The following is a 20,598-nucleotide window of genomic DNA, read 5'->3' on the forward strand; positions in this document are numbered from 1 at the left end:
TGATCGACCTGGGCCGGGCGGCTGGCTTACTTCTTGTCGCCCGCCAGGTCGATCGCCTTGTCCGAGCCGACCGCATGGCGCAGCTGGAACTTCTGGATCTTGCCGGTCGATGTCTTCGGCAGCTCGCCGAAGCGCACGACCTTCGGCACCTTGAAGCCCGCGAGCAGTTGCCGGCAGTGCGCGACGATCTCCGCCTCGGTCGCGCTCGCGCCTTCGCGCAGCTCGACGAACGCGCACGGCACCTCGCCCCACTTCGGGTCGGGCATCGCGACGACGGCCGCGACCGCCACCGCCGGATGCCGGTACAGCGCGTCCTCGACCTCGATGCTCGAGATGTTCTCGCCGCCCGAGATGATGATGTCCTTCTTGCGATCCTTGATCCGGATATAGCCGTCCGGCATCAGCACCGCGAGATCGCCGGTATGGAACCAGCCGCCGTGGAACGCCTCGTCGGTCGCCTTCGGGTTCTTCAGGTAGCCCTTCATGCAGATGTTGCCGCGGAACATGATCTCGCCGAGCGTCTCGCCGTCGGCCGGCACCGGCGTCATCGTGTCGGGATCGAGCACCGTCGCGCCCGCTTCGAGGTGGTAGCGCACGCCCTGGCGCGCATTGAGCCGCGCGCGTTCCTCGTCGGAGACGGCGTCCCAGTGCGCCTGCTTCGCGCAGACGGTCGCCGGGCCGTAGACCTCGGTCAGCCCGTACACGTGCAGCAGGTCGAAGCCGATTTCCTTCATTTTCGCGATCACGGCCGGCGCGGGCGCCGCGCCGGCGACCATCGCGTGCACCGTATGGTCGATCCCCGCGCGCAACTCGGCCGGCGCGTTCGCGATCGCGCTCTGCACGATCGGCGCGCCGCAGTAATGCGTGACGCGCTCGCGGCGGATCAGGTCGAACACGGTCTTCGCGTCGAACTTGCGCAGGCACACGTTCACGCCCCCGCGCGCCGCGACGGCCCACGGGAAACACCAGCCGTTGCAGTGAAACATCGGCAGCGTCCACAGATACACCGCGTGCTTCGGCATGTCCCATTCGAGGATGTTGCTGATCGCCGCGAGATACGCGCCGCGATGGTGGTAGACGACGCCCTTCGGATCGCCGGTCGTGCCCGACGTGTAGTTCAGCGCGATCGCCTCCCATTCGTCGGCGGGCGGCGTCCATGCGTAGCCGGCGTCGCCGCCCGCCACGAATGCCTCGTAGTCGGTCGCGCCCGCGAAACGGTCGGGGTCGGCCGGCATCGCGTCGGCCACGCTGACGATCTTCAGGCCCGGCACCTCGAGCGCCGCGCGATGTGCGAGCTCCGCGTATTCGGTGTCGACGATCAGCACCTTCGCCTCGCCGTGACGCAGCATGAACAGCACCGACGACACGTCGAGCCGCGTGTTGATCGTGTTCAGCACGGCGCCGGCCATCGGCACGCCGAAGTGCGCCTCGACCATCGCCGGGATGTTCGGCAGCAGCGCCGCGACCGTGTCGCCGCGACCGACACCGGCCTGCGCGAGCGCGCTCGCCAGCCGCTTCGCGCGCGTGCAGGTCTCGCCCCACGTGCGCCGCACGTCGCCGTGCACGATCGCGAGGCGCTCGCCGTAGACTTCGGCCGCGCGGATCAGGAAATCGATCGGCGTGAGCGGTACGTAGTTGGCATCGCGGCGGCCGAGCCCGGCCTCGAACATCTGCGTCATGATCCTGTCTCCCGTGTTCTGTCGACCGGGATGCGTGCACCCCGGATCGTCTTGATGTGGTTCAATGGCCGACAGCCTAACGGGCGCTATTGTGAGCCGTCTGTCGTCGAAACGACAGAGTGCCGCTCAGGCGCTGCGCGTTATCCCTATCCTCGCAAACCCGCACCCATGCACGACCATCCCGACGCGGCCGCCCGGCCAGCCGATACGCTCCCCGAACCGGGCCCGTTGCCGCCGCTCGCGACGCTGTTCGGCCAGTGCGCGTGGTTCCGCACGCTGGCGCCCGAACACCAGGCGCTCGTGCTCGCCCAGTCGCACGTCGTGCAGTGCGACGCCGGCGACGTGATCGCGCGCCGGCTCGCGCCGTCCGCATACTGGATCGGCGTCCATCAAGGGCTGCTGAAGCTCGCGATCTTCAACGTGTCGGGGCGCGGCTGCACGTTTTCCGGCGTGCCGTCGGGCGGCTGGTTCGGCGAAGGCAGCGTGATCAAGCGCGAGCTGCGCAAGTACGAGGTCGTCGCGATCCAGCGCTCGACCGTGCTGTTCGTGCCGGTCGACACGTTTCATGCGCTGCTCGACACGAGCCTGCCGTTCACGCGCTTCGTGATTCATCAGCTGAACAACCGGATGGGCGAATTCATCGCGTCGATCCAGAACAGCCGGCTGCTCGACGTCGACGCGCGCGTCGCGCAGGCGCTCGCGCAGCTCTTCAACCCCGCGCTGTATCCGGATACCGGCCCGTCGCTGTCGATCTCGCAGGAGGAACTCGGGATGCTCGTCGGCGTGTCGCGCCAGCGGATCAACCAGGCGCTGCAGCAGCTCGAGAAGCTCGGCGCGCTGCGGCTCGCGTACAACCAGATCGAGGTCGTCGATCTCGACGCGCTCGCGCGCTTCGGCATGGAGCAGCTGTGAGCGCCGCCCGCTGCACGAAACCGTCGCCATCGCGACCGCGCACTCCGTCTGCGGAATCGGCCGAAGGCCGGCGTGCCCCAACCTGACCATTCCGCCAGTTTCGCGACAGTAACCCGTTGCGGGCCGACGCCTATCATTCGGGTTCCCTTCACCGACGCCCGATCACCGCCTGCCCCGCTGCCTCCATGTGGATCGTCAATCTCGCGCTCAGGCGCCCCTACACGTTCATCGTGATGGCCATCATGATCGTGCTGGCCACCCCGCTTGCGCTGATGCGCACACCGGTCGACGTGCTGCCCGCGATCAACATCCCCGTGATCAGCGTGATCTGGAATTACAGCGGCTTCTCCGCGACGGAGATGACGAATCGCATCACGTCCGTCCATGAACGGATCCTGACGACGACCGTCAACAACATCCAGCACGTCGAATCGACGTCGCTGCCCGGCATCGCGGTCGTGAAGGTGTTCCTGCAACCGGGCGCGAACGTGCAGACGGCGATCGCGCAGACGGTGTCGTCCGCGCAGGCGATCGTGCGGCAGATGCCGCAGGGCGCGACGCCGCCGCTCGTGATCACCTATTCCGCGTCGAGCATTCCGGTGATCCAGCTCGGGCTGTCGAGCAAGACGCTCAGCGAACAGTCGCTCGCCGACATCGCGCTCAACTTCCTGCGCCCGCAGCTGATCACGGTGCCGGGCGTGCAGATTCCGTTTCCGTACGGTGGCCGCACGCGCGTGGTCGCGATCGACCTCGATCCGCAGGCGCTGCAAGCGAAGGGCCTCACGCCGGCCGACATCGTCAACGCGGTCAATGCGCAGAACCTCGTGCTGCCGACCGGCACGGCGAAGATGGGACAGACCGAATACCGGATCGACACGAACGCGTCGGCCGATACGGTCGCCGACATCAGCAACCTGCCGGTCCAGACGATCAACGGCGCGACGACCTACCTGCGCGAGGTCGCGGCGGTGCGCGACGGCTTCGCGCCGCAGACCAACGTCGTGCGCCAGAACGGCCAGCGCGGCGTGCTGATCTCGATCCTGAAAAGCGGCGACGCGTCGACGCTCAAGGTCGTGTCGGACCTGAAGGCGCTGCTGCCGAAGGTGATCCCGACGCTGCCCGAGGGGCTCACGATCACGCCGCTGTTCGACCAGTCGGTGTTCGTCAACGCGGCCGTCCAGGGCGTGATCCACGAGGCGCTGATCGCCGCCGTGCTGACCGCGATGATGATCCTGCTGTTCCTCGGCAACTGGCGCAGCACGCTGATCATCGCGATCTCGATCCCGCTGTCGATCTTCACGTCGCTGATCGCGCTGTCCGCGCTCGGCGAGACCATCAACATCATGACGCTGGGCGGGCTTGCGCTCGCGGTCGGCATTCTCGTCGACGATGCGACCGTCACGATCGAGAACATCGAGCGGCATTTGCATCTCGGTACGCGCCGGGCCGCCCCAAGCGTGCCGAGCAGCCCCCTCGGGGGGCAGCGACCGGAGGGAGCGTGGGGGTCGTCGTTCAGTACCGACCTGCACGAAGCGATTCTCGAAGGCGCAGGCGAAATCGCGGTGCCCGCGCTCGTGTCGACGCTGTGCATCTGCATCGTGTTCGTGCCGATGTTCTTCCTGACCGGCGTCGCGCGCTTCCTGTTCGTGCCGCTCGCGGAAGCCGTCGTGTTCGCGATGCTCGCGTCGTACGTGCTGTCGCGCACGCTGGTGCCGACGCTCGCGATGCTGCTGTTCCGCCCGCAGCAGGCGAGCACCGGCCCCGCCGCTTCGACGTCGCGCTTCGCGCGCATCCATCACGCGTTCAACCATGCGTTCGAACGGCTGCGCGCGTGGTACATCGTGCTGCTCAGCATCCTGCTCGTGCGCCGCCGCTTCTACGCGCTGTGCTTCCTCGCCTTCTGCGTGCTGTCGACGGGCCTCGTGTTCGTGCTCGGCCGCGACTTCTTCCCGAACGCCGATTCCGGCAACCTCCGGCTGCACGTGCGTGCGCCGACCGGTTACCGGATCGAGGAAACCGCGCGGCTCGCCGACCAGGTCGAGCGCGTGATCCGCGAAACCGTGCCGCCCGACGAGCTCGGCGCGATCGTCGACAACCTCGGGCTGCCGGTGAGCGGCATCAACCTGTCGTACAGCAACGCCGGCACGATCGGCACGCTCGACGGCGAGCTGCTGATCGCGCTGAAGCCCGGCCACCGCGCGACCGCGCACTACGTCGAGACGCTGCGCACGCTGCTGCCGCAACGCTTCCCGGGCGTCGAGTTCTTCTTCCAGCCGTCGGACATCATCACGCAGATCCTCAACTTCGGGCAGCCGGCCGCGATCGACGTGCAGGTGCTCGGCAACGATCTCGCGAGTAACATGACCATTGCGAGCAGCCTGATGAAAAAGATCAGGCAAATCCCCGGCGCCGTCGACGTACACGTGCTGCAACGCAACGACGAACCGACCCTGCTGGCCGACATGGACCGTACGCGCATGCAGCAGCTCAATCTCTCCGCGCAGAACGTCGCGCAGAACATGCTGATCTCGCTGTCGGGGAGTTCGCAGACGACGCCGTCGTTCTGGATCAACCCGCGCACCGGCGTCCAGTACCCGCTGCAGATCCAGACCCCGCAATACAACCTGTCGTCGGTCGACGACCTGCTCGGCACGCCGATCTCCGCCAGCGGCCGCACGGGCATGCCGCTGCAACTGCTCGGCAACCTGGTGCAGGTGCGCAGCACCGTGAACCCGGCCGTGATCACGCACTACAACATTCGCCCGGCGATCGACGTGTACGTGAGCGTCGAGGGCCGCGATCTCGGCGCGGTCGCGGGCAAGATCGACCGCATCGTGGCCGACGCGCGCGCGACGCTGCCGCGCGGCACCGACCTCACGATGCGCGGCCAGATCGAGACGATGCGCACGTCGTATGTCGGCCTCGGCGCGGGCGTCGCGATGGCGATCGTGCTCGTCTACCTGCTGATCGTCGTCAATTTCCAGTCGTGGCTCGACCCGCTGATCATCATCAGCGCGATGCCGGCCGCGCTCGCCGGCATCGCTTGGATGCTGTTCGTCACCGGCACGCACCTGAGCGTGCCCGCGCTGACGGGCGCGATCATGACGGTCGGCGTCGCGACCGCGAACAGCATTCTCGTCGTGTCGTTCGCGCGCCAGCGCCTCGCGGCCGGCGCGCCGCCGCTCACGGCCGCGCTCGAAGCCGGCGCGACACGGATCCGTCCGGTGCTGATGACGGCGCTCGCGATGATCATCGGGATGGTGCCGATGGCGCTCGGTCTCGGCGAAGGCGCCGAGCAGAACGCGCCGCTCGGCCGCGCGGTGATCGGCGGGCTGCTGTTCGCGACCGTTTCGACGTTGCTGTTCGTGCCGCTCGTGTTCGGCGGCGTGCATGCGCGACTGGCCCGGCGACGCGCGCGCCAGGCCGGTCACTGACTTTCGCCCCACTACCCGGTTGAACTGGTTGAATTCATGGAAGAGAAACATCATCACAGCGCCGTCGGCATCCAGGTGGACGAACACGGCATGCACCTGCCGGCGCGCGCGTCGGTGTCGCGACGCGGCCGGATCGTCGTGATCGTGATCGGCGTGCTGCTGGCCGCCGGCGCCGCGCGCACCCTCGTCGTCAACGTGCTGAACCGGCATCGCCTCGACGCGGTCGCCGAGCAGAACACGCGCCAGTACGTGAGCGTCGTGCATCCGGTAGACGCGGCCACCGGCGGCAAGCTCACGCTGCCCGGCACGCTGCGCGGCTTCGTCGAGGCGCCGATCTATGCGCGTGCCAGCGGCTACGTGCTGCGCTGGCAGGCCGACATCGGCGCGCACGTGAAGCAGGGGCAAACGCTCGCCGAACTCGACACGCCGGAGCTGAACCAGGAACTCGCGCAGGCCACCGCGCAACGCCAGCAGGCGCAAGCGTCGCTCGCGCTCGCGAAGACGTCGTTCGACCGCGCGCAGCAGCTGCGCCAGCGCGATGCCGTGTCTCAGCAGGAACTCGACGACCGGCAAGGCGCGTTCAACCAGGGCACCGCGAATCTCGCCGCGGCCGACGCGAACATGCGCCGCCTCACCGAGTTGAAGGGCTTCCAGCGGATCGTCGCGCCGATCGACGGGATCGTCACGCAGCGCAACGTCGACGTCGGCGATCTCGTCAATTCCGGCAACGCCGGCCGCTCGCTGTTCACGGTCGTGCAGGCCGACCGGCTGCGCCTGTACGTGCAGGTGCCGCAGGCGTATGCACAGCAGATCAAGGTCGGCCAGCACGTGAGCGTCGCGCAGGCCGAGCTGCCGGGGCGGACCTTCGACGGCACGATCACGCGCACGTCGCAGGCGATCGACGTCGCCACGCGTTCGCTGCAGATCGAGATCACGCTGCCGAACCCGGACGGGCGGCTGCTGCCCGGCGCGTACGTGCAGGCGACGCTGCCGATGACGCCGGTCGGCCGCCTGCAGGTGCCGGCCAATACGCTGCTGTTCCGCGCCGAAGGCCCGACGGTCGCGACCGTCGATGCGAACGGCAAGGTCCGGCTGAAACAGGTGACGGTCGTGCGCACGATCGGGCAGACGCTCGAAGTCGACGGGCCGATCACGCCGAACGATCGCCTCGTCGCGAACCCGAGCGACGCGCTCGCGACCGGCGACGCGGTCGTCGTGCAGGCGCCGGCGGCGCAGCCGGCCTCGGCCGTCGCGGGAGCGAAGTCTTGAGTGCGATACGCACGCGCGTGCACCCGGCCGCGATTGGCGCCGTCGCGATCGTCGCGGCGGCGGTGCTCGCCGGCTGCACGGTCGGCCCGGATTACCGGCGCCCGGCCGTCGACACGCCGGCCGCGTGGCGGCTCGATCCGGCCGACGCATACTGGCAGCCGGCCGCGCCGGCCCGCGCGCCGCTCGATCCGGCCTGGTGGACCGCGTTCGGCGACGCCCAGCTCGACGCGCTGGAAGCCGATGCGCTGCGCAATAACCAGAACCTGAAGGCGGTCGCCGCGCGCTACGACCAGGCGAAGGCGACGCTCGCGTCGGTCGCATCCGCGCGGTATCCGGCCGTCGGGCTGAACGCGAGCGGCCAGCGCTTCAAGATCTCCGCCGACCGGCCGCAGACCAACTACGCGACGAAGAGCATGTCGACCGTGCAGAACGAGATCCAGGTCGGCGCGGCGGTCAGCTACGAACTCGACCTGTTCGGCCGCGTGCGGCGCAACGTCGAAGCCGCGCAGGCCAGCTCCGAGCAGGCGCGCGACGATTTCGCGAACGCGCGCCTCGTACTCGGCGCCGATCTGGCGTCGAGCTATTTCGCGCTGCGCGAGCTCGACACCGAGATCGACGTCGTCAGGCGTTCGATCGAACTGCAACAAAAGGCGCTCGACTACGTGAGCGCGCGCCACGACCTCGGCGCGGTGTCGGGTCTCGACCTGTTGCAGCAGCGCGCGCAGCTCGACGCGACGCGCACGCAGGCGCAGTTGCTGATTCAGCAGCGCGCGCAGGTCGAAACCGCAATCGCGACGCTGGTCGGCACGCCGGCCCCCGCGTTCTCGCTGCCGCCGCGCGTGGTGCCGATCAACGCGCCCGCGCTGCCGACCGGCATGCCGAGCGACCTGCTGCAGCGGCGCCCCGACGTCGCGTCGGCCGAGCGCGCGATGGCCGCCGCGAACGCGCAGATCGGCGTCGCGCGCGCCGCGTATTTCCCGCGCATCACGCTGTCGCCGGACATCGGCTGGGACGCGACGCGCTTCGCGGGCCTGTTCACCGTGCCGGCGCTGCTGTGGTCGGTCGGCGGGTCGCTCAGCCAGCCGCTGTTCGAGGGCGGCAAGCTGAAGGCCGGCGTCGATTTCGCGCAGGCCGGCTACGTCGCCGCGCAGGCCAGCTACCGGCAGACCGTGCTCACCGCGTTCCAGGAGGTGCAAAATGCGGTGACCGGCCTGTCGGTGCTCGCGCAGGCGGCGCAGCAGGCGTCGGCGGCCGTCGACGACGCGCGCAAGCTCGTGTCGCTCGCGCAGGACCGCTACGCGGGCGGCCTGACGCCGTTCATCGACGTGCTGACGGCCCAGCAGCAACTGCTGACGAGCGAGCGCCAGGCCGTGCAGATCCAGGGCCAGCGCGCGGCGCTCGTCGTGTTTCTCGCGAAGGCGCTCGGCGGCGGCTGGGACGGCGATGCGTCTAACGGCCCCGCGCCGTCCGACGTCGCGTCGGCGGCCCCGCCGCGCGGCGCGAGCGTCGGGCCTTGAGCCGCCCTTAACCCGGTTACGCGGACAACGAACATGAAAGTGCTGATCGTCGAGGACGAACCGAAAGTCGTCGAATACCTGAAAAGCGGTCTGACCGAGGAAGGCTGGGTCGTCGACACCGCGCTCGACGGCGAGGACGGTGCGTGGAAAGCTGTCGAATTCGACTACGACGTGGTCGTGCTCGACGTGATGCTGCCGAAGCTCGACGGCTTCGGCGTGCTGCGCGCGTTGCGCGCGCAGAAGCAGACGCCGGTGATCATGCTGACCGCGCGCGATCGTGTCGACGACCGCGTGCGGGGCTTGCGCGGCGGCGCCGACGACTACCTGACCAAGCCGTTCTCGTTCCTCGAACTGATCGAACGGCTGCGCGCGCTGACGCGCCGCGCGCGCGTGCAGGAATCGACGCTGATCTCGATCGGCGACCTGCGCGTCGACCTGATCGGCCGCCGCGCGACTCGCGACGGCGCGCGGCTCGACCTGACCGCGCAGGAATTCCAGCTGCTCGGCGTGCTCGCGCGGCGCAGCGGCGAGGTGCTGTCGAAAACGACCATCGCCGAACTCGTGTGGGACGTGAACTTCGACAGCAACGCGAACGTCGTCGAGACGGCGATCAAGCGCCTGCGCGCGAAGCTCGACGGCCCGTTCGCGGACAAGCTGCTGCACACGATCCGCGGGATGGGCTACGTGCTCGAGGCGCGCGAGGACGGCGACGTGGAGCGACACGCATGAAACGCTCGATCGCCCTGCGCCTGTCGGCGATGTTCGGCATCGTGTCGCTGCTCGTGTTCACGCTGGTCGGCTGCGGGCTGTTCGTGATGATGGAGCGCCAGTTGCTCGCCGAGCTGCGCGCGACGATCGACACGCGCGCGAAGGTCGCGCAGATGATCGTGTCGCATGCGACCACGGCCGCGCGCGGCCGCGTGATGCAGGAAAAGCTCGCCGACCTCGAACCGCCCGACGGGTCGACGCGCTATCAGGTCGACAGCCCCGACGCCGCTTTCCGCTTCGGTCATCCCGTCGACGGTGTGCCCGACGGCAAGCCATTCGGTGCGTTCCAGCAGTACGCGCTCAACAACAGCAGCTACAACGTGATGACGAAGACCGTCGCGATCGCGGGCAGCGGCGAGCGCCCGGACGTGAAGCTGATCGTCGCGTCGTCGTGCGAGCGCACGCAGCGGATGCTGCGCCGTTTCGTGTGGACGCTGGCCGCGCTGATCGCGACGGCCACCGTCATCACGCTGCTGCTGAGCCGCGCGGTCGCGCGCTTCGGGCTCGCGCCGCTCGACCGGCTGTCGCAGGACGCGGCGAGCGTGAGCGCGACCAACCGCCGCCAGCGGTTGCACACCGACGCGCTGCCGACCGAGCTGCGCGATCTCGCGACGTCGTTCAACGGCGCGCTCGAACGCATCCAGCAAACCTACGCGCGGCTCGAAGCGTTCAACGCGGACGTCGCGCACGAGCTGCGCACGCCGATCAGCATCCTGATCGGCCAGACCCAGGTCGCGCTGACGAGCCGCGACCGCTCGGTCGACCGGATGCGCCAGACGCTGCAGTCGAATCTCGAGGAATTCGAGCGGCTGCGCGTGATCATCAACGACATGCTGTTCCTGTCGCGCAGCGACCGCGGCGAACGCGCGACCGACCTGAAGGACGTGTCGCTCGCCGACGAGGTGCGGCGCATGCTCGACTTCCTCGAAATCCCGCTCGACGAGGCGCAGTTGCGCGCCGAACTGCACGGCGATGCGCGCGCGGCCGTCGATCCGTCGCTGTTCCGCCGCGCGATGACGAACCTGCTGATCAACGCGATCCAGCATTCGGCGCCGGGCGCGACGCTGAACGTGACGATCGCGCGCCGCGACGCGCTCGTCGAGATGACCGTGTCGAACCCCGGCGAGCCGATCGATCCGGTGCAGCGCGCGCACGTGTTCGAGCGTTTCTACCGGCTCGAGGAAGCGCGCGCGAACAGCAAGGAAAACCACGGGCTCGGGCTGTCGATCGTCAAGGCCGTGGCCGAGATGCACGGCGGCGGCGTGTTCGTCGCGTGCTCGGGCGGCGTCAATACGTTCGGTTTTTCGGTGTCGACGCAACCGTGGTCGGGCGGGCCGCTGCGCGCGGCCGACGCCGCTGGCCCGGCCGATTCCACCGATTCCACCGATTCCACCGATCCGCACGGCGTGCGACCGGCGCACGTGCCGCGCGCGTTGCACTGACGGCGGCGCGCACCGCCGAGGGCAGTTTTCTTCAATACGGGCCGACGCCGCGCCCGTAGTCTCGATGCGACTTTCAACATGTCGCATGGAGACACCTGATGAGCATGCTGGTTTCGATGGCCGCGTTCGCGCTCGCCTCGTCGATCACCCCCGGTCCCGTCAACATCGTCGCGCTCAGCGCGGGCGCGCGCCACGGCCTCGGCGCGAGTCTGCGCTACGCGGCCGGCGCGACGCTCGGCTTCGTCGCGCTGTTCCTGCTGATCGGCCTCGGCCTGCACGCGGCGCTCGCGCGCTGGCCCGCACTGACGACGGCCACGCAGTGGTCGGGGATCGCGTTCCTGCTTTACCTGGCGCTGCGGCTCGCGCTCGACGACGGCCGGCTCGCGGCCGATCCGGACGTGGCCGGCCCGTCGGCGGCGGCCGGCGCGGCGATGCAGTGGCTCAATCCGAAGGCGTGGCTCGCGTGCGTGGCCGCGATGGGCGCGTATGCGGCCGACGGCGACCGCGCGCAGGTCTGGCAGTTCGCCGCGCTGTATCTGGTGATCTGCTTCGCGTCGATCGCATGCTGGGGCTATGCGGGCGCGTCGCTGCGGCACCGGCTCGCGAACGCGCGGCGCATGCGCGTGTTCAACCGGCTGATGGCGCTGCTGCTCGCGGGCAGCGCGCTGTTTCTGCTCGACGTGTAGACACCGTTGCGTTCAGCGCCTCGCGCCGCGGTACTGCCCCGGCGTCGCGGCCGCGATTCGCCGAAAGGCGCGCTGGAAATGCGCCTGATCCGCAAAGCCGGCGTCGAGTGCGACTTCGGCGATTGGCCGGCCTCGGCGCAACTCGGTGCGGCCGTACTGCACGCGCCGATCGATCAGGAACGCATGCGGCGTCATCCCGTAACGCGCATTGAACGCGCGGATCAGGTACGACGGCGACAGGTCGGCCGCCGCGCAGATCGCATCGAGCGTGATGGCCTCGCGGCAATGGGCGGCGATGTAGTCGGCCGCGCGCGCGAGCTTCGCGTTGTCGTCTCCGGGCCGCGGGTCGGGCAGTTCGCGGTCGAGCGCGCCGTGCAGCGCCGTGAAGAATTCGACCGCCGCGCTCTCCTTGCCGAGCGCATCGGTGGCGGGCGACACCAGCGTGCGGTAGAAGCCGCCAAATTGCGCGAACAGATCGCCGCGCTCGGTCAACTTCGGCGAAAACCCGTGAAAATCGCGGTTCGGATCGCGGCCCAGCGAATGTTGCAGCCGCGCGAGCCACGGCACGTCGACATAGACCATCCGGTACGCCCACGCATCGGCACCGTACGGATTGCATGCGTGCACCTGCTCCGGATCGATGATCACGAGCACGCCGCGCCCGACGTGTGCGTGCGTCGCGCCGTTCACGTACGTGCTCGTGCCGCCGACGATCGCGCCCACCGAAAACGTGTCGTGCGTGTGCTTCGCGTAGCAGATCGCGCGCCCGTCGTCGACGGTGCGCGCCTCGATGAACGGCAGCGCGGTATCGCGCCAGAACGGCGACGGTACGGCGGATCGGTTGGCGGTACGGCTCACGCGGCGGGCTCCCGGTTCGAACGGCGAACGCTCACCGTACAAGACTGTGCGGCGCCGCGCAACAGCGAGCCGACGCTTCGCGGCTGGATCGCCTAAGCTTTGAATTCGGCCGCCGCGGCAGACGCGGCGGGTTCCGCGTCCTCTTCCCACCGGTACACACATGCAGATCGATCTGAAAGGCAAGACCGCGGTCGTCACCGCTTCCACCGCCGGCATCGGCTTCGCGATCGCCGAAGGGCTCGCGCGCGCCGGCGCGCACGTCGTCGTCAACGGCCGCAGCGACACGTCGGTGCAGTCCGCGCTCGGGAAACTGCGCGACGCCGTGCCCGGCGCAAGCTTCGACGGCGTCGCCGCCGACCTGTCCGACGCGGCCGGCGTCGCGCGCGTCACGCAGCACACGCCGAACGCCGACATTCTCGTCAACAACGCGGGCATCTACGGCCTGAAGGCGTTCTTCGACATCGACGACGCCGAATGGGAACATTTTTTCCAGATCAACGTGATGTCCGGCGTGCGGCTCGCGCGGCATTACCTGAAAGGGATGATCGAACGCAATGCCGGGCGCATCGTGTTCATTTCGTCGGAATCGGGCCTGAACATCCCCGTCGACATGATTCATTACGGGTTCACGAAAACCGCGCAGTTGTCGATCGCGCGCGGCCTCGCGAAGCTCGCGGCCGGCACCCGCGTGACCGTCAATTCGGTGCTGCCGGGGCCGACGATGTCGGAAGGCGTGCGCGAGATGCTGAAGGCGCAGGCTGACGAAACGGGCCGCAGCATCGACGACATTGCCGTGGAGTTCGTGCGCAGCGAACGCGCGAGCTCGATCATCCAGCGGCCGGCGACGACGGAGGAAGTCGCGAACCTGGTCGTGTACGTATGCTCGCCGCAGGCGTCGGCCACGACCGGCGCGGCATTGCGCGTCGACGGCGGCGTGGTCGACACGATAGCGTGACGGCCGGATGACGCGCTCGCGCCGCGCGTGGCCGCCGCCCTAGCGCGACGCGCGCTTGCCGGACTGGAGCGTGCCCTTGCGATCGGCGTCCATGCAGGTATCGAAGCCGGACTGCGTGACGACGCCGGCCTTGTCGAACACGACGAAGTACGCGCGGTGATCGTTGCCGTGCTCGATAAAGTAGTTGTAGCAGACGCCGCCGCCGTTACGGACCATCCAGACGCTGCGCGGGTTGCCGGCGACGCGGACGACGTCGGCGCGCGTCGCGCCGTGCCGCGACGCGGCCCGTGCAAGCGGCGTGCGCGAATACGAGAACGGCAGCCACGAGTCGAACCACGCACAGCCATGCAACATCAGGCAACTGGCGGCCAGGGACAGCGTCGCTGCGGGACGGGCCATCGGAATCAATCGCATGCTCGGGAAATCTGCTGCGCCATACCGGCGTGATCGAAAACCCCATGCTACTCGACCTTTGGGTCCGGATCGAAAAGAAATGTAGAGATCTTTATCCGAATCCCTGCGTTTGCAGGCCTTCGCGCCGGCTGAATCGTCATCAATCGTTGCAGCCGGCGCGCGCGCATGCGCATCCGCACCGCCGCACCGTCGTATCGAACCGGTGCAACGGCATGCGCGATCAGGCGATCCATTCGGCCCACAGCATCGTCAGCACCGTCATCAGCGCGGGGCCGACGAACAGCCCGATCAGGCCGAACGTCTCGGCGCCGCCGAGGATGCCGAATAGCACGAGCAGGAACGGCAGCCGCGTCGAACCGCCGATCAGCACCGGCCGCACGAAATGCTCGGCGACGAACACGACGATGAACCCGAGCGCCGCGATCGCGACGGCCCACATGGTCGCCCCCTGCACGAACAGCCAGAGCGCCGCGCCGCAGAACACGACCGGCGCGCAGAACGGCAGCATCGCGGCGACGGCCGTGACGAGCCCGAGCAGCGCCGCGTGCGGCACGCCCGCGAGCGCGTAGGCGATGCCGAGCAGCGCGCCCTCGCCGAGCCCGACGACGACGAGCCCCGTCACCGTGCCGTACACGGCCGCGACCATGCGCTCGATCAGTTCCGCGCCGTTACGCCCGAACGCGCGCCGCGCGCCCTGCAGCAACGCGCCCGACAGTTTGTGACCGGCGCGCAGGATCACGAACAGCGTGACGAGCATGAAACCGAATTCGAGCAGCACGTGCGCGAGCTTCGTGCCGAATTGCCGGCCGAACGCGATGAATTTCTCGCTATTGACGCCGTGCATCGCGGTGGCCGCATGCAGCGGATGGCCGAGATTGGCCTGCCACCATTCGGTGATCTGCGCGGCGCCGTACGGCAACCGGCCGATCACGTCCGGCAGCGGGATGCCGTTGTCCTGGATCGTGTGCAGCCACTCGCGCAGGTCGTGCGCCTGCGCGATCGCCTGGGTCGTCGCGACCGCCACCGGCAGCACGACGAGCAGCGAGATCGCCGCCGTGATGACGGTCGCGATCAGCGTCGGCCGATTGCGGAACAGCCGGTGCGATTCGAAGCACTTCAGCAGCGGCCACATCGCGATGGCGATCACGCACGCCCATGCGATGGCGGGAAGGAAGTCGCGGATCACCCACAGCGCGAGCACCAGCAGCGCCGCATACAGCGCGATGCGGGCGACCTGCTGGGCGCGCGGCCGCGCGGCGGAATCGGAAGACGACGGGACATGTGCGCCCATGGCACCTCTGTCGAAATGAAAAAATGGCGGCTCGCCCAGGCAATCGCCCGGACGAACCGCCATTCTATCCATCGGCGCCGGATCGGCGGCACGCGCGATCGATGCGCGGACCACCCGGCGCCGCGCGGACGCGCGCCGCTCAGGCCACCTTGTCGGCGATCCGGTAGCGCTCGAGCCAGTGCGCGTACGGCGCGGGCAGCGTCCACGACGGACGCTCGACGCCGAGCTGCTTGGCCGCGTAGTACGGCCAGTGCGGGTCGGCCAGGTGCGCGCGGCCGACCATCACGAGATCGAGCTGTTCCTGCGCCACCACGCGGTTCGCCAGTTGCGGCGTATCGATTCCCCATGCGGACGACACCGGCAAGCCGGCCTCGCGGCGCACGCGTTCGGCGACCGGCGCCAGGAACGCCGGCCCCCACGGAATCTGCGCGTCGGGCGTCGAGAAGCCGACCGACACGCTCAGCATGTCGAGCCCTTCGAGCTTCATCCGCTGCGTGAGCGCGATCGACTCGGCGAGCGTCTCTTCGTCGCGGCCGTCGTATTCGATCACGCCGAGGCGCGCGGTCAGCGGCAAATGCTCGGGCCAGACCTTGCGAACGGCCGCGAGCGTGTCGACGAGGAAGCGGCCGCGGTTGTCGGCCGAACCGCCGTATTCGTCGGTGCGCCGGTTCGAGTGCACCGAGAAGAAGCTCTGGCCGAGATAGCCGTGCGCGAAGTGCAGTTCCAGCCATTCGAAACCGAGGTCGCGCGCACGCTGCGCGGACGCGACGAAATCGGCCTGCACGCGGGCGATGTCGTCGTGCGTCATTTCGCGCGGCACCTTCGGCAGGTGCGCGCCGAACGGCACGGCCGACGGGGCGATGGTCTGCCAGCCGCGCGGATCGCCGTCGGCGATATGGTCGTCGCCTTCCCACGGGCGGTTCGCGCTGGCCTTGCGGCCCGCGTGCGCGATCTGGATGCCGGGCACCGCGCCGGCCGCCTTGATCGCCGCGACCGACGGCGCGAAGGCTTCGGCCTGCGCGTCGTTCCACAACCCCGCGCAGCCCGGCGTGATGCGGCCTTCCGGCGACACGGCCGTCGCCTCCGCGATCACGAGGCCCGCGCCGCCGCGCGCGATGCCGGCCAGATGCACGTGATGCCAGTCGTTGACGACGCCGTCTTCGGCGACGTACTGGCACATCGGCGGCACCGCGATGCGGTTGCGCAGCGTGACATCCTTGAGTTTGAACGGTTCGAACAGGGCAGACATCCACGACTCCTTTATTGGGTCCTGCAAAACGGGGAATGCGTCGTGCGGGGCGCACGGCGCAACGATGCGGGCCGTCGGCGGGCCGGCTGCGCCCGGCGACGGCGACGGCGAGGACGCGGCGCCGGCCGGGCCGGCGCCATGTGTTCAGCGGTGGCCGAGCTTCGCGAGCAGCGCCTCGGCCGCGGGCGCCGACGACGCCGGGTTCTGCCCGGTGATCAGCAGCCCGTCGGTGACGACATGCGGCGCCCAGTCGGCGCTGCGCTCGAATTCAGCGCCGTTGGTCTTCAGCATGTCCTCGACGAGGAACGGCACGACTTCGGTCAGCTCGACCGCCGCTTCCTCGCTATTGGTGAAACCCGTCGCGCGCTTGCCGCGCACGACCGACTCGCCGGTCTGCGGGTTCTTCACGTGGCGCAGCACGCCCGGCGCGTGGCAGACCGCCGCGACCGGCTTGCCGGCCGCGAGCGTGCGCTCGATCAGGCCGATCGAATGCAGATCCTCGGCGAGATCCCACAGCGGGCCATGGCCGCCCGGGTAGAACACCGCGTCGTAGTCGTCCGCCGACACGTCGGCCAGCTTGCGCGTCGACGCGAGTTCGGCCTGGGCCGCCGCATCGGCGTCGAAGCGGCGCGTCGCGTCGGTCTGGGCCGTCGGGTCGCTGCTCTTCGGGTCGAGCGGCGGCTGGCCGCCCTTCGGCGACGCGAGCGTCAGCTCGACGCCCGCATCCTTGAACGTGTAGTACGGCGCGGCCAGTTCCTCGAGCCAGAAGCCGGTTTTCTTGCCGGTGTCGCCGAGCGTGTCGTGCGAGGTCAGGACAACCAGAATCTTCATGATCGGACACTCCTTCGAAAATGAACGGGGGAACGGAGCCGCACGTCGGCGCGGCGCGCCTGATGGTTAGTCCGCCCGCGCGCGGCAACGTGCGATTCATTCATCCGCATGCGATATACACCTATTAGACCAGTCGTCTAGAAGTAGCCGAAATAAAACGACGGCGTCTCGCGACATGAAGCTGCCGGGGACGTCGCCGCATTCACAAGGACGGATGATAGCCTCGAATTAGACCGGTCGTCTAGAGGAACGCGTATTCGCCCCTGCCGTCGTCATGGCCTTTTCGACGGGGGGCGGAGTCCGGCATCGCCGTCGCCGCCCTTCGCCGTTTGCCCGCAGCAGCCGGCCGCTGCAGCCGCGCCGACTCCCGACGGCTACCCGCGCACAGGCCCGTCCGTGTCCCCCGCTTCGATGACTGGCGCTTCGAGCCGGTGATCGCGCACGCCGTCGTCCAGCAGCCGCAGCATCAGCTCCGCCAGCGCGCGGCCCGAGGCGTGCCCGGTCGGCTGCACGACCGCCGTGACACGATACGGGTGCGCGATATCGGGCGGCACGCCGTCGTAGACGATCAGCGACATATCGGCGCCCAGGCGCAGCCCGCTGTCGACCAGCGCGCGAAACGCGCCGCCGCCCGCGATGTTGTTGTCGACCAGCAGTGCGGTCGGCGGCTCGGCGCGCTCGAGCAGCGCCCGCGCCGCCTGCTGGCCGCCGTCGTGCGTAAACGCGCACTCGACGAGCAGCGCCGGATCGGCCTGGATACCGGCTTCGCGCAATGCCGACAGATAACCGGCGCGCCGCTGCGCGGCGAAATTCAGCTCGAGCGGCGCGCTGATCATCGCGATGCGCCGATGCCCGAAGCCGATCAGCCGGCGCGCCGCGTCGCGCGCGCCCGCTTCGTTGTCGAAGTCGAACCACGCATACGGGCCGGCCGCCTGCGTGCGGCCGTACGCGACATACGGAAACGCGCTCGCTTGCAGGTACGCGAGACGCGGATCGTCCACCTGCGTGCGCGCGACGATCAGCCCGTCGACGAGCTTGCCGTCGACGATCCGCCGATAGGTGTCCAGTTCCGCGTTCGGTCGCGCCGACGCGATGATGAAATCGAGATTGCGCTCGGCGAGCCGCTCGGTGATGCCCGCGACGACCTCGCCGAAACGCGGATCGCCGAGATCGCCGGCGCCGAACGGATAGACGATGCCGATCATGTCGGCCCGGCCGGTCGCCAGCCGGCGCGCGGTCGGATCGGCCACGTAGCCCATTTCGCGCGCGGCCTTCGCCACGCGCTCGCGCGTCGCCTCGCTGACGTCGTCGTAACCGTTCAACGCGCGGCTGACCGTCGTCCGCGACAGACCCAGCGCGTCCGACAGCGCCTTCAGATTCACCTTCACCGTCATTCCTCGCATTCGCCGATCCGCCCGGCCGCCCGAGGTCCGGGATGCGCCGACCGGGTAATTATTTCCATTGAGTAATCATTACCGTCAAATAAATATCTTTTGCGTTCCAAACCGGTTTGAAATAGCATCCAAACCGGTTTGGACATCGATGCCCACTCAGCCGTTCATTTTCACCTGCCAAGGAAACAACGACGAGATGACATACTTTCCCCTTTTCCGCCCGATCGCGGCCAAACGTTTGCTGCTCGCTGGCGGCGCACTCGCCGCCTTCGCGTCCGTCGCGCACGCGCAGTCCGGCGGCACGGGCGCGCCCGTGCCCACGCCCCATACGCAGCAAGCCTACGATCCCGAAGGCAACTTCACGATGCGCTGGACGCGCGCGGACATCCGCCAGATCGTCGCCCAGTCGCACACCGCCGGCGCCGACAAGAACTCGCTGCCGCAAGCGCTGACGATGCCGGACATCCCGCAGGACTTCCCGCTGATCAACTCGAACGTGTGGGTGTGGGACACGTGGCCGCTGGCCGACCTGCGCGCGAACCAGCTCAGCTACAAGGGCTGGGAGGTGATCTTCTCGCTCACCGCCGATCCGCACGCGGGCTACACGTTCGACGACCGTCACGTCCACGCCCGCATCGGCTTCTTCTATCGCCGCGCCGGCATCCCCGCGTCGCAACGCCCCGCGAACGGCGGCTGGACCTGGGGCGGCCACCTGTTCCCGGACGGCGCGAGCGCCCGGGTGTTCGGCACCGCGCCGATGACCAACAACGCCGAATGGTCGGGCTCCGCGCGCCTCACGAACGGCAGCAACGTCAGCCTGTACTACACCGCGACGTCGTTCAACCGCTCGGCCCCCGGCGGCGCCGACATCACGCCGCCGCAGGCGATCATCACGCGCGCCGACGGCAACATCCACGCCGACGACAAGCATGTGTGGTTCACCGGCTTCGGCGATCACAAGGCGCTGCTGCAGCCGGACGGCAACTACTACCAGACCGGCCAGCAGAACACCTACTTCTCGTTCCGCGATCCGTTCGTGTTTACCGACCCCGCGCATCCGGGCAAGACCTACATGGTGTTCGAAGGCAACACCGGCGGCCCGCGCGGCGCACGCACCTGCACCGAGGCCGATCTCGGCTATGCACCGAACGATCCGAACCGCGAAGATCTCAACGCGGTGATGAATTCGGGCGCAGTGTATCAAAAGGCCAACGTCGGCCTCGCGGTCGCGACGAACCCGCAACTGACCGAGTGGAAGTTCCTGCCGCCGATCCTGTCGGCGAACTGCGTCGACGACCAGACCGAGCGCCCGCAGATCTACCTGAAGGACGGCAAGTACTACTTGTTCACGATCAGCCACCGCACGACGATGGCGGCCGGCGTCGACGGCCCGGACGGCGTGTACGGCTTCGTCGGCAACGGCATCCGCAGCGATTACCTGCCGCTGAACGGCGGCAGCGGCCTCGTGCTGGGCAACCCGACCGACTTCTCCGCACCGGCCGGCGCACCGTATGCGCAGGACCCGAACCAGAACCCGCGCGAATTCCAGTCGTATTCGCACTACGTGATGCCGGGCGGGCTCGTCGAGTCGTTCATCGACGCGATCGGCCCGCGCCGCGGCGGCACGCTCGCGCCGACGGTGAAGGTGAACATCAACGGCACGTCGACGGCGGTCGACCGCACGTATGGACGCGGCGGCCTCGGCGGCTACGGCGACATCCCGTCGAACCTGCCGGCGACGGGGGCCGGCCACAACGACGGGAACGGCCAAGCCAATTAAGCAACCGAAAATAACCATCGTCGACAAAGGCACGAGGTTCAGGAGTCGCGTATCGCGCGTGCCGCGTGCGCGCCTCCGCTTTTTTTCGACTTTCTTTTGACCGTTGCGCATGCCGCCGT

Annotated in this window: 17 protein-coding genes; 9 read left to right on the top strand and 8 right to left on the bottom strand. The window is 68.7% G+C overall.

All coding sequences use genetic code 11. The features are described from left to right. Positions 1–26: 26 nt before the first annotated feature. The gene (locus tag KR541_RS27360; RefSeq protein ID WP_089489336.1) at positions 27–1,679 is read right to left on the bottom strand and encodes an acyl-CoA synthetase; all 1,653 of its coding nucleotides are present in this window, start codon (positions 1,677–1,679) and stop codon (positions 27–29) included. Between the two features lie 168 nt (positions 1,680–1,847). Here KR541_RS27360 and KR541_RS27365 point away from each other — a divergent pair, with 168 nt between their 5' ends. The 7 genes from KR541_RS27365 to KR541_RS27395 all read left to right on the top strand — a co-directional run bounded on the left by KR541_RS27365 (position 1,848) and on the right by KR541_RS27395 (position 11,707). Next, the gene (locus KR541_RS27365) at positions 1,848–2,591 is read left to right on the top strand and encodes a Crp/Fnr family transcriptional regulator (protein WP_050010976.1); all 744 of its coding nucleotides are present in this window, start codon (positions 1,848–1,850) and stop codon (positions 2,589–2,591) included. A 185-nt stretch (positions 2,592–2,776) separates the two neighbouring features. Continuing rightward, positions 2,777–6,025 carry an efflux RND transporter permease subunit gene (locus KR541_RS27370; protein WP_089489335.1) on the top strand — a complete coding sequence of 1,083 codons (3,249 nt, stop codon included), beginning with the start codon at positions 2,777–2,779 and terminating at the stop codon, positions 6,023–6,025. Between the two features lie 36 nt (positions 6,026–6,061). After that, positions 6,062–7,294 (top strand): efflux RND transporter periplasmic adaptor subunit, encoded by a 1,233-nt coding sequence (locus tag KR541_RS27375; protein ID WP_124630270.1) that lies wholly within the window; start codon positions 6,062–6,064, stop codon positions 7,292–7,294. Positions 7,295–7,299: 5 nt separating this feature from the next. Then, the gene (locus KR541_RS27380) at positions 7,300–8,811 is read left to right on the top strand and encodes an efflux transporter outer membrane subunit (RefSeq protein ID WP_124630341.1); all 1,512 of its coding nucleotides are present in this window, start codon (positions 7,300–7,302) and stop codon (positions 8,809–8,811) included. A 33-nt stretch (positions 8,812–8,844) separates the two neighbouring features. Continuing rightward, positions 8,845–9,540 carry a heavy metal response regulator transcription factor gene (locus KR541_RS27385; RefSeq protein WP_050010973.1) on the top strand — a complete coding sequence of 232 codons (696 nt, stop codon included), beginning with the start codon at positions 8,845–8,847 and terminating at the stop codon, positions 9,538–9,540. After that, the gene (locus KR541_RS27390; protein WP_216089919.1) at positions 9,537–11,021 is read left to right on the top strand and encodes a heavy metal sensor histidine kinase; all 1,485 of its coding nucleotides are present in this window, start codon (positions 9,537–9,539) and stop codon (positions 11,019–11,021) included. The genes KR541_RS27385 and KR541_RS27390 overlap by 4 nt, the downstream gene beginning before the upstream one ends. Positions 11,022–11,119: 98 nt before the next feature. Continuing rightward, a complete protein-coding gene (locus KR541_RS27395) occupies positions 11,120–11,707 on the top strand; it encodes a LysE family translocator (RefSeq protein ID WP_050010964.1) in 588 nt (195 codons plus the stop codon). Positions 11,708–11,719: 12 nt separating this feature from the next. Here KR541_RS27395 and KR541_RS27400 read toward each other — a convergent pair whose 3' ends face one another. Further along, positions 11,720–12,565 (bottom strand): helix-turn-helix transcriptional regulator, encoded by an 846-nt coding sequence (locus tag KR541_RS27400; RefSeq protein WP_050010963.1) that lies wholly within the window; start codon positions 12,563–12,565, stop codon positions 11,720–11,722. Positions 12,566–12,725: 160 nt separating this feature from the next. Between KR541_RS27400 and KR541_RS27405 the strand changes: the two genes are divergently transcribed. After that, on the top strand, positions 12,726–13,520 hold the full coding sequence (locus tag KR541_RS27405) for an SDR family NAD(P)-dependent oxidoreductase (protein ID WP_050010962.1): 795 nt from the start codon (positions 12,726–12,728) through the stop codon (positions 13,518–13,520). A gap of 39 nt (positions 13,521–13,559) precedes the next feature. On the opposite strand, the gene KR541_RS27410 is transcribed toward KR541_RS27405, so the two are convergent. The 6 genes from KR541_RS27410 to KR541_RS27435 form a co-directional block, all read right to left on the bottom strand. Further along, positions 13,560–13,934 carry a hypothetical protein gene (locus tag KR541_RS27410; RefSeq protein WP_089489329.1) on the bottom strand — a complete coding sequence of 125 codons (375 nt, stop codon included), beginning with the start codon at positions 13,932–13,934 and terminating at the stop codon, positions 13,560–13,562. A 47-nt stretch (positions 13,935–13,981) separates the two neighbouring features. Then, positions 13,982–14,167: a hypothetical protein gene (locus KR541_RS27415; protein WP_143328899.1), complete on the bottom strand. Its 186-nt coding sequence runs from the start codon at positions 14,165–14,167 to the stop codon at positions 13,982–13,984. Beyond that, positions 14,155–15,225 carry an AI-2E family transporter gene (locus KR541_RS27420; RefSeq protein ID WP_089489328.1) on the bottom strand — a complete coding sequence of 357 codons (1,071 nt, stop codon included), beginning with the start codon at positions 15,223–15,225 and terminating at the stop codon, positions 14,155–14,157. Before KR541_RS27420 ends, KR541_RS27415 begins: the two co-directional genes overlap by 13 nt. Positions 15,226–15,364: 139 nt before the next feature. Beyond that, positions 15,365–16,474: an NADH:flavin oxidoreductase/NADH oxidase gene (locus KR541_RS27425; RefSeq protein ID WP_050010959.1), complete on the bottom strand. Its 1,110-nt coding sequence runs from the start codon at positions 16,472–16,474 to the stop codon at positions 15,365–15,367. Between the two features lie 144 nt (positions 16,475–16,618). Beyond that, positions 16,619–17,305 carry a type 1 glutamine amidotransferase domain-containing protein gene (locus KR541_RS27430; RefSeq protein WP_050010958.1) on the bottom strand — a complete coding sequence of 229 codons (687 nt, stop codon included), beginning with the start codon at positions 17,303–17,305 and terminating at the stop codon, positions 16,619–16,621. A gap of 374 nt (positions 17,306–17,679) precedes the next feature. Continuing rightward, positions 17,680–18,708 carry a substrate-binding domain-containing protein gene (locus KR541_RS27435; protein ID WP_050010957.1) on the bottom strand — a complete coding sequence of 343 codons (1,029 nt, stop codon included), beginning with the start codon at positions 18,706–18,708 and terminating at the stop codon, positions 17,680–17,682. A gap of 187 nt (positions 18,709–18,895) precedes the next feature. Here KR541_RS27435 and KR541_RS27440 point away from each other — a divergent pair, with 187 nt between their 5' ends. Further along, complete coding sequence (locus tag KR541_RS27440) at positions 18,896–20,479, top strand: glycoside hydrolase family 68 protein (RefSeq protein WP_050010956.1); 1,584 nt, start codon at positions 18,896–18,898, stop codon at positions 20,477–20,479. Positions 20,480–20,598: the final 119 nt, after the last annotated feature.

The organism is Burkholderia sola, from assembly GCF_905400185.1.
In the GTDB taxonomy this organism is placed as follows: Bacteria; Pseudomonadota; Gammaproteobacteria; order Burkholderiales; family Burkholderiaceae; genus Burkholderia; species Burkholderia sola.

Excerpts from the sequence above, each read along its gene's own strand:
- KR541_RS27360 (WP_089489336.1), bottom strand. The coding sequence starts at position 1,679 with ATGACGCAGATGTTCGAGGCCGGGCTCGGCCGCCGCGATGCCAACTAC.
- KR541_RS27365 (WP_050010976.1), top strand. The coding sequence starts at position 1,848 with ATGCACGACCATCCCGACGCGGCCGCCCGGCCAGCCGATACGCTCCCC.
- KR541_RS27370 (WP_089489335.1), top strand. The coding sequence starts at position 2,777 with ATGTGGATCGTCAATCTCGCGCTCAGGCGCCCCTACACGTTCATCGTG.
- KR541_RS27375 (WP_124630270.1), top strand. The coding sequence starts at position 6,062 with ATGGAAGAGAAACATCATCACAGCGCCGTCGGCATCCAGGTGGACGAA.
- KR541_RS27385 (WP_050010973.1), top strand. The coding sequence starts at position 8,845 with ATGAAAGTGCTGATCGTCGAGGACGAACCGAAAGTCGTCGAATACCTG.
- KR541_RS27390 (WP_216089919.1), top strand. The coding sequence starts at position 9,537 with ATGAAACGCTCGATCGCCCTGCGCCTGTCGGCGATGTTCGGCATCGTG.
- KR541_RS27395 (WP_050010964.1), top strand. The coding sequence starts at position 11,120 with ATGAGCATGCTGGTTTCGATGGCCGCGTTCGCGCTCGCCTCGTCGATC.
- KR541_RS27405 (WP_050010962.1), top strand. The coding sequence starts at position 12,726 with ATGCAGATCGATCTGAAAGGCAAGACCGCGGTCGTCACCGCTTCCACC.
- KR541_RS27410 (WP_089489329.1), bottom strand. The coding sequence starts at position 13,934 with ATGCGATTGATTCCGATGGCCCGTCCCGCAGCGACGCTGTCCCTGGCC.
- KR541_RS27415 (WP_143328899.1), bottom strand. The coding sequence starts at position 14,167 with ATGGATCGCCTGATCGCGCATGCCGTTGCACCGGTTCGATACGACGGT.
- KR541_RS27420 (WP_089489328.1), bottom strand. The coding sequence starts at position 15,225 with ATGGGCGCACATGTCCCGTCGTCTTCCGATTCCGCCGCGCGGCCGCGC.
- KR541_RS27425 (WP_050010959.1), bottom strand. The coding sequence starts at position 16,474 with ATGTCTGCCCTGTTCGAACCGTTCAAACTCAAGGATGTCACGCTGCGC.
- KR541_RS27430 (WP_050010958.1), bottom strand. The coding sequence starts at position 17,305 with ATGAAGATTCTGGTTGTCCTGACCTCGCACGACACGCTCGGCGACACC.
- KR541_RS27435 (WP_050010957.1), bottom strand. The coding sequence starts at position 18,708 with ATGCGAGGAATGACGGTGAAGGTGAATCTGAAGGCGCTGTCGGACGCG.
- KR541_RS27440 (WP_050010956.1), top strand. The coding sequence starts at position 18,896 with ATGACATACTTTCCCCTTTTCCGCCCGATCGCGGCCAAACGTTTGCTG.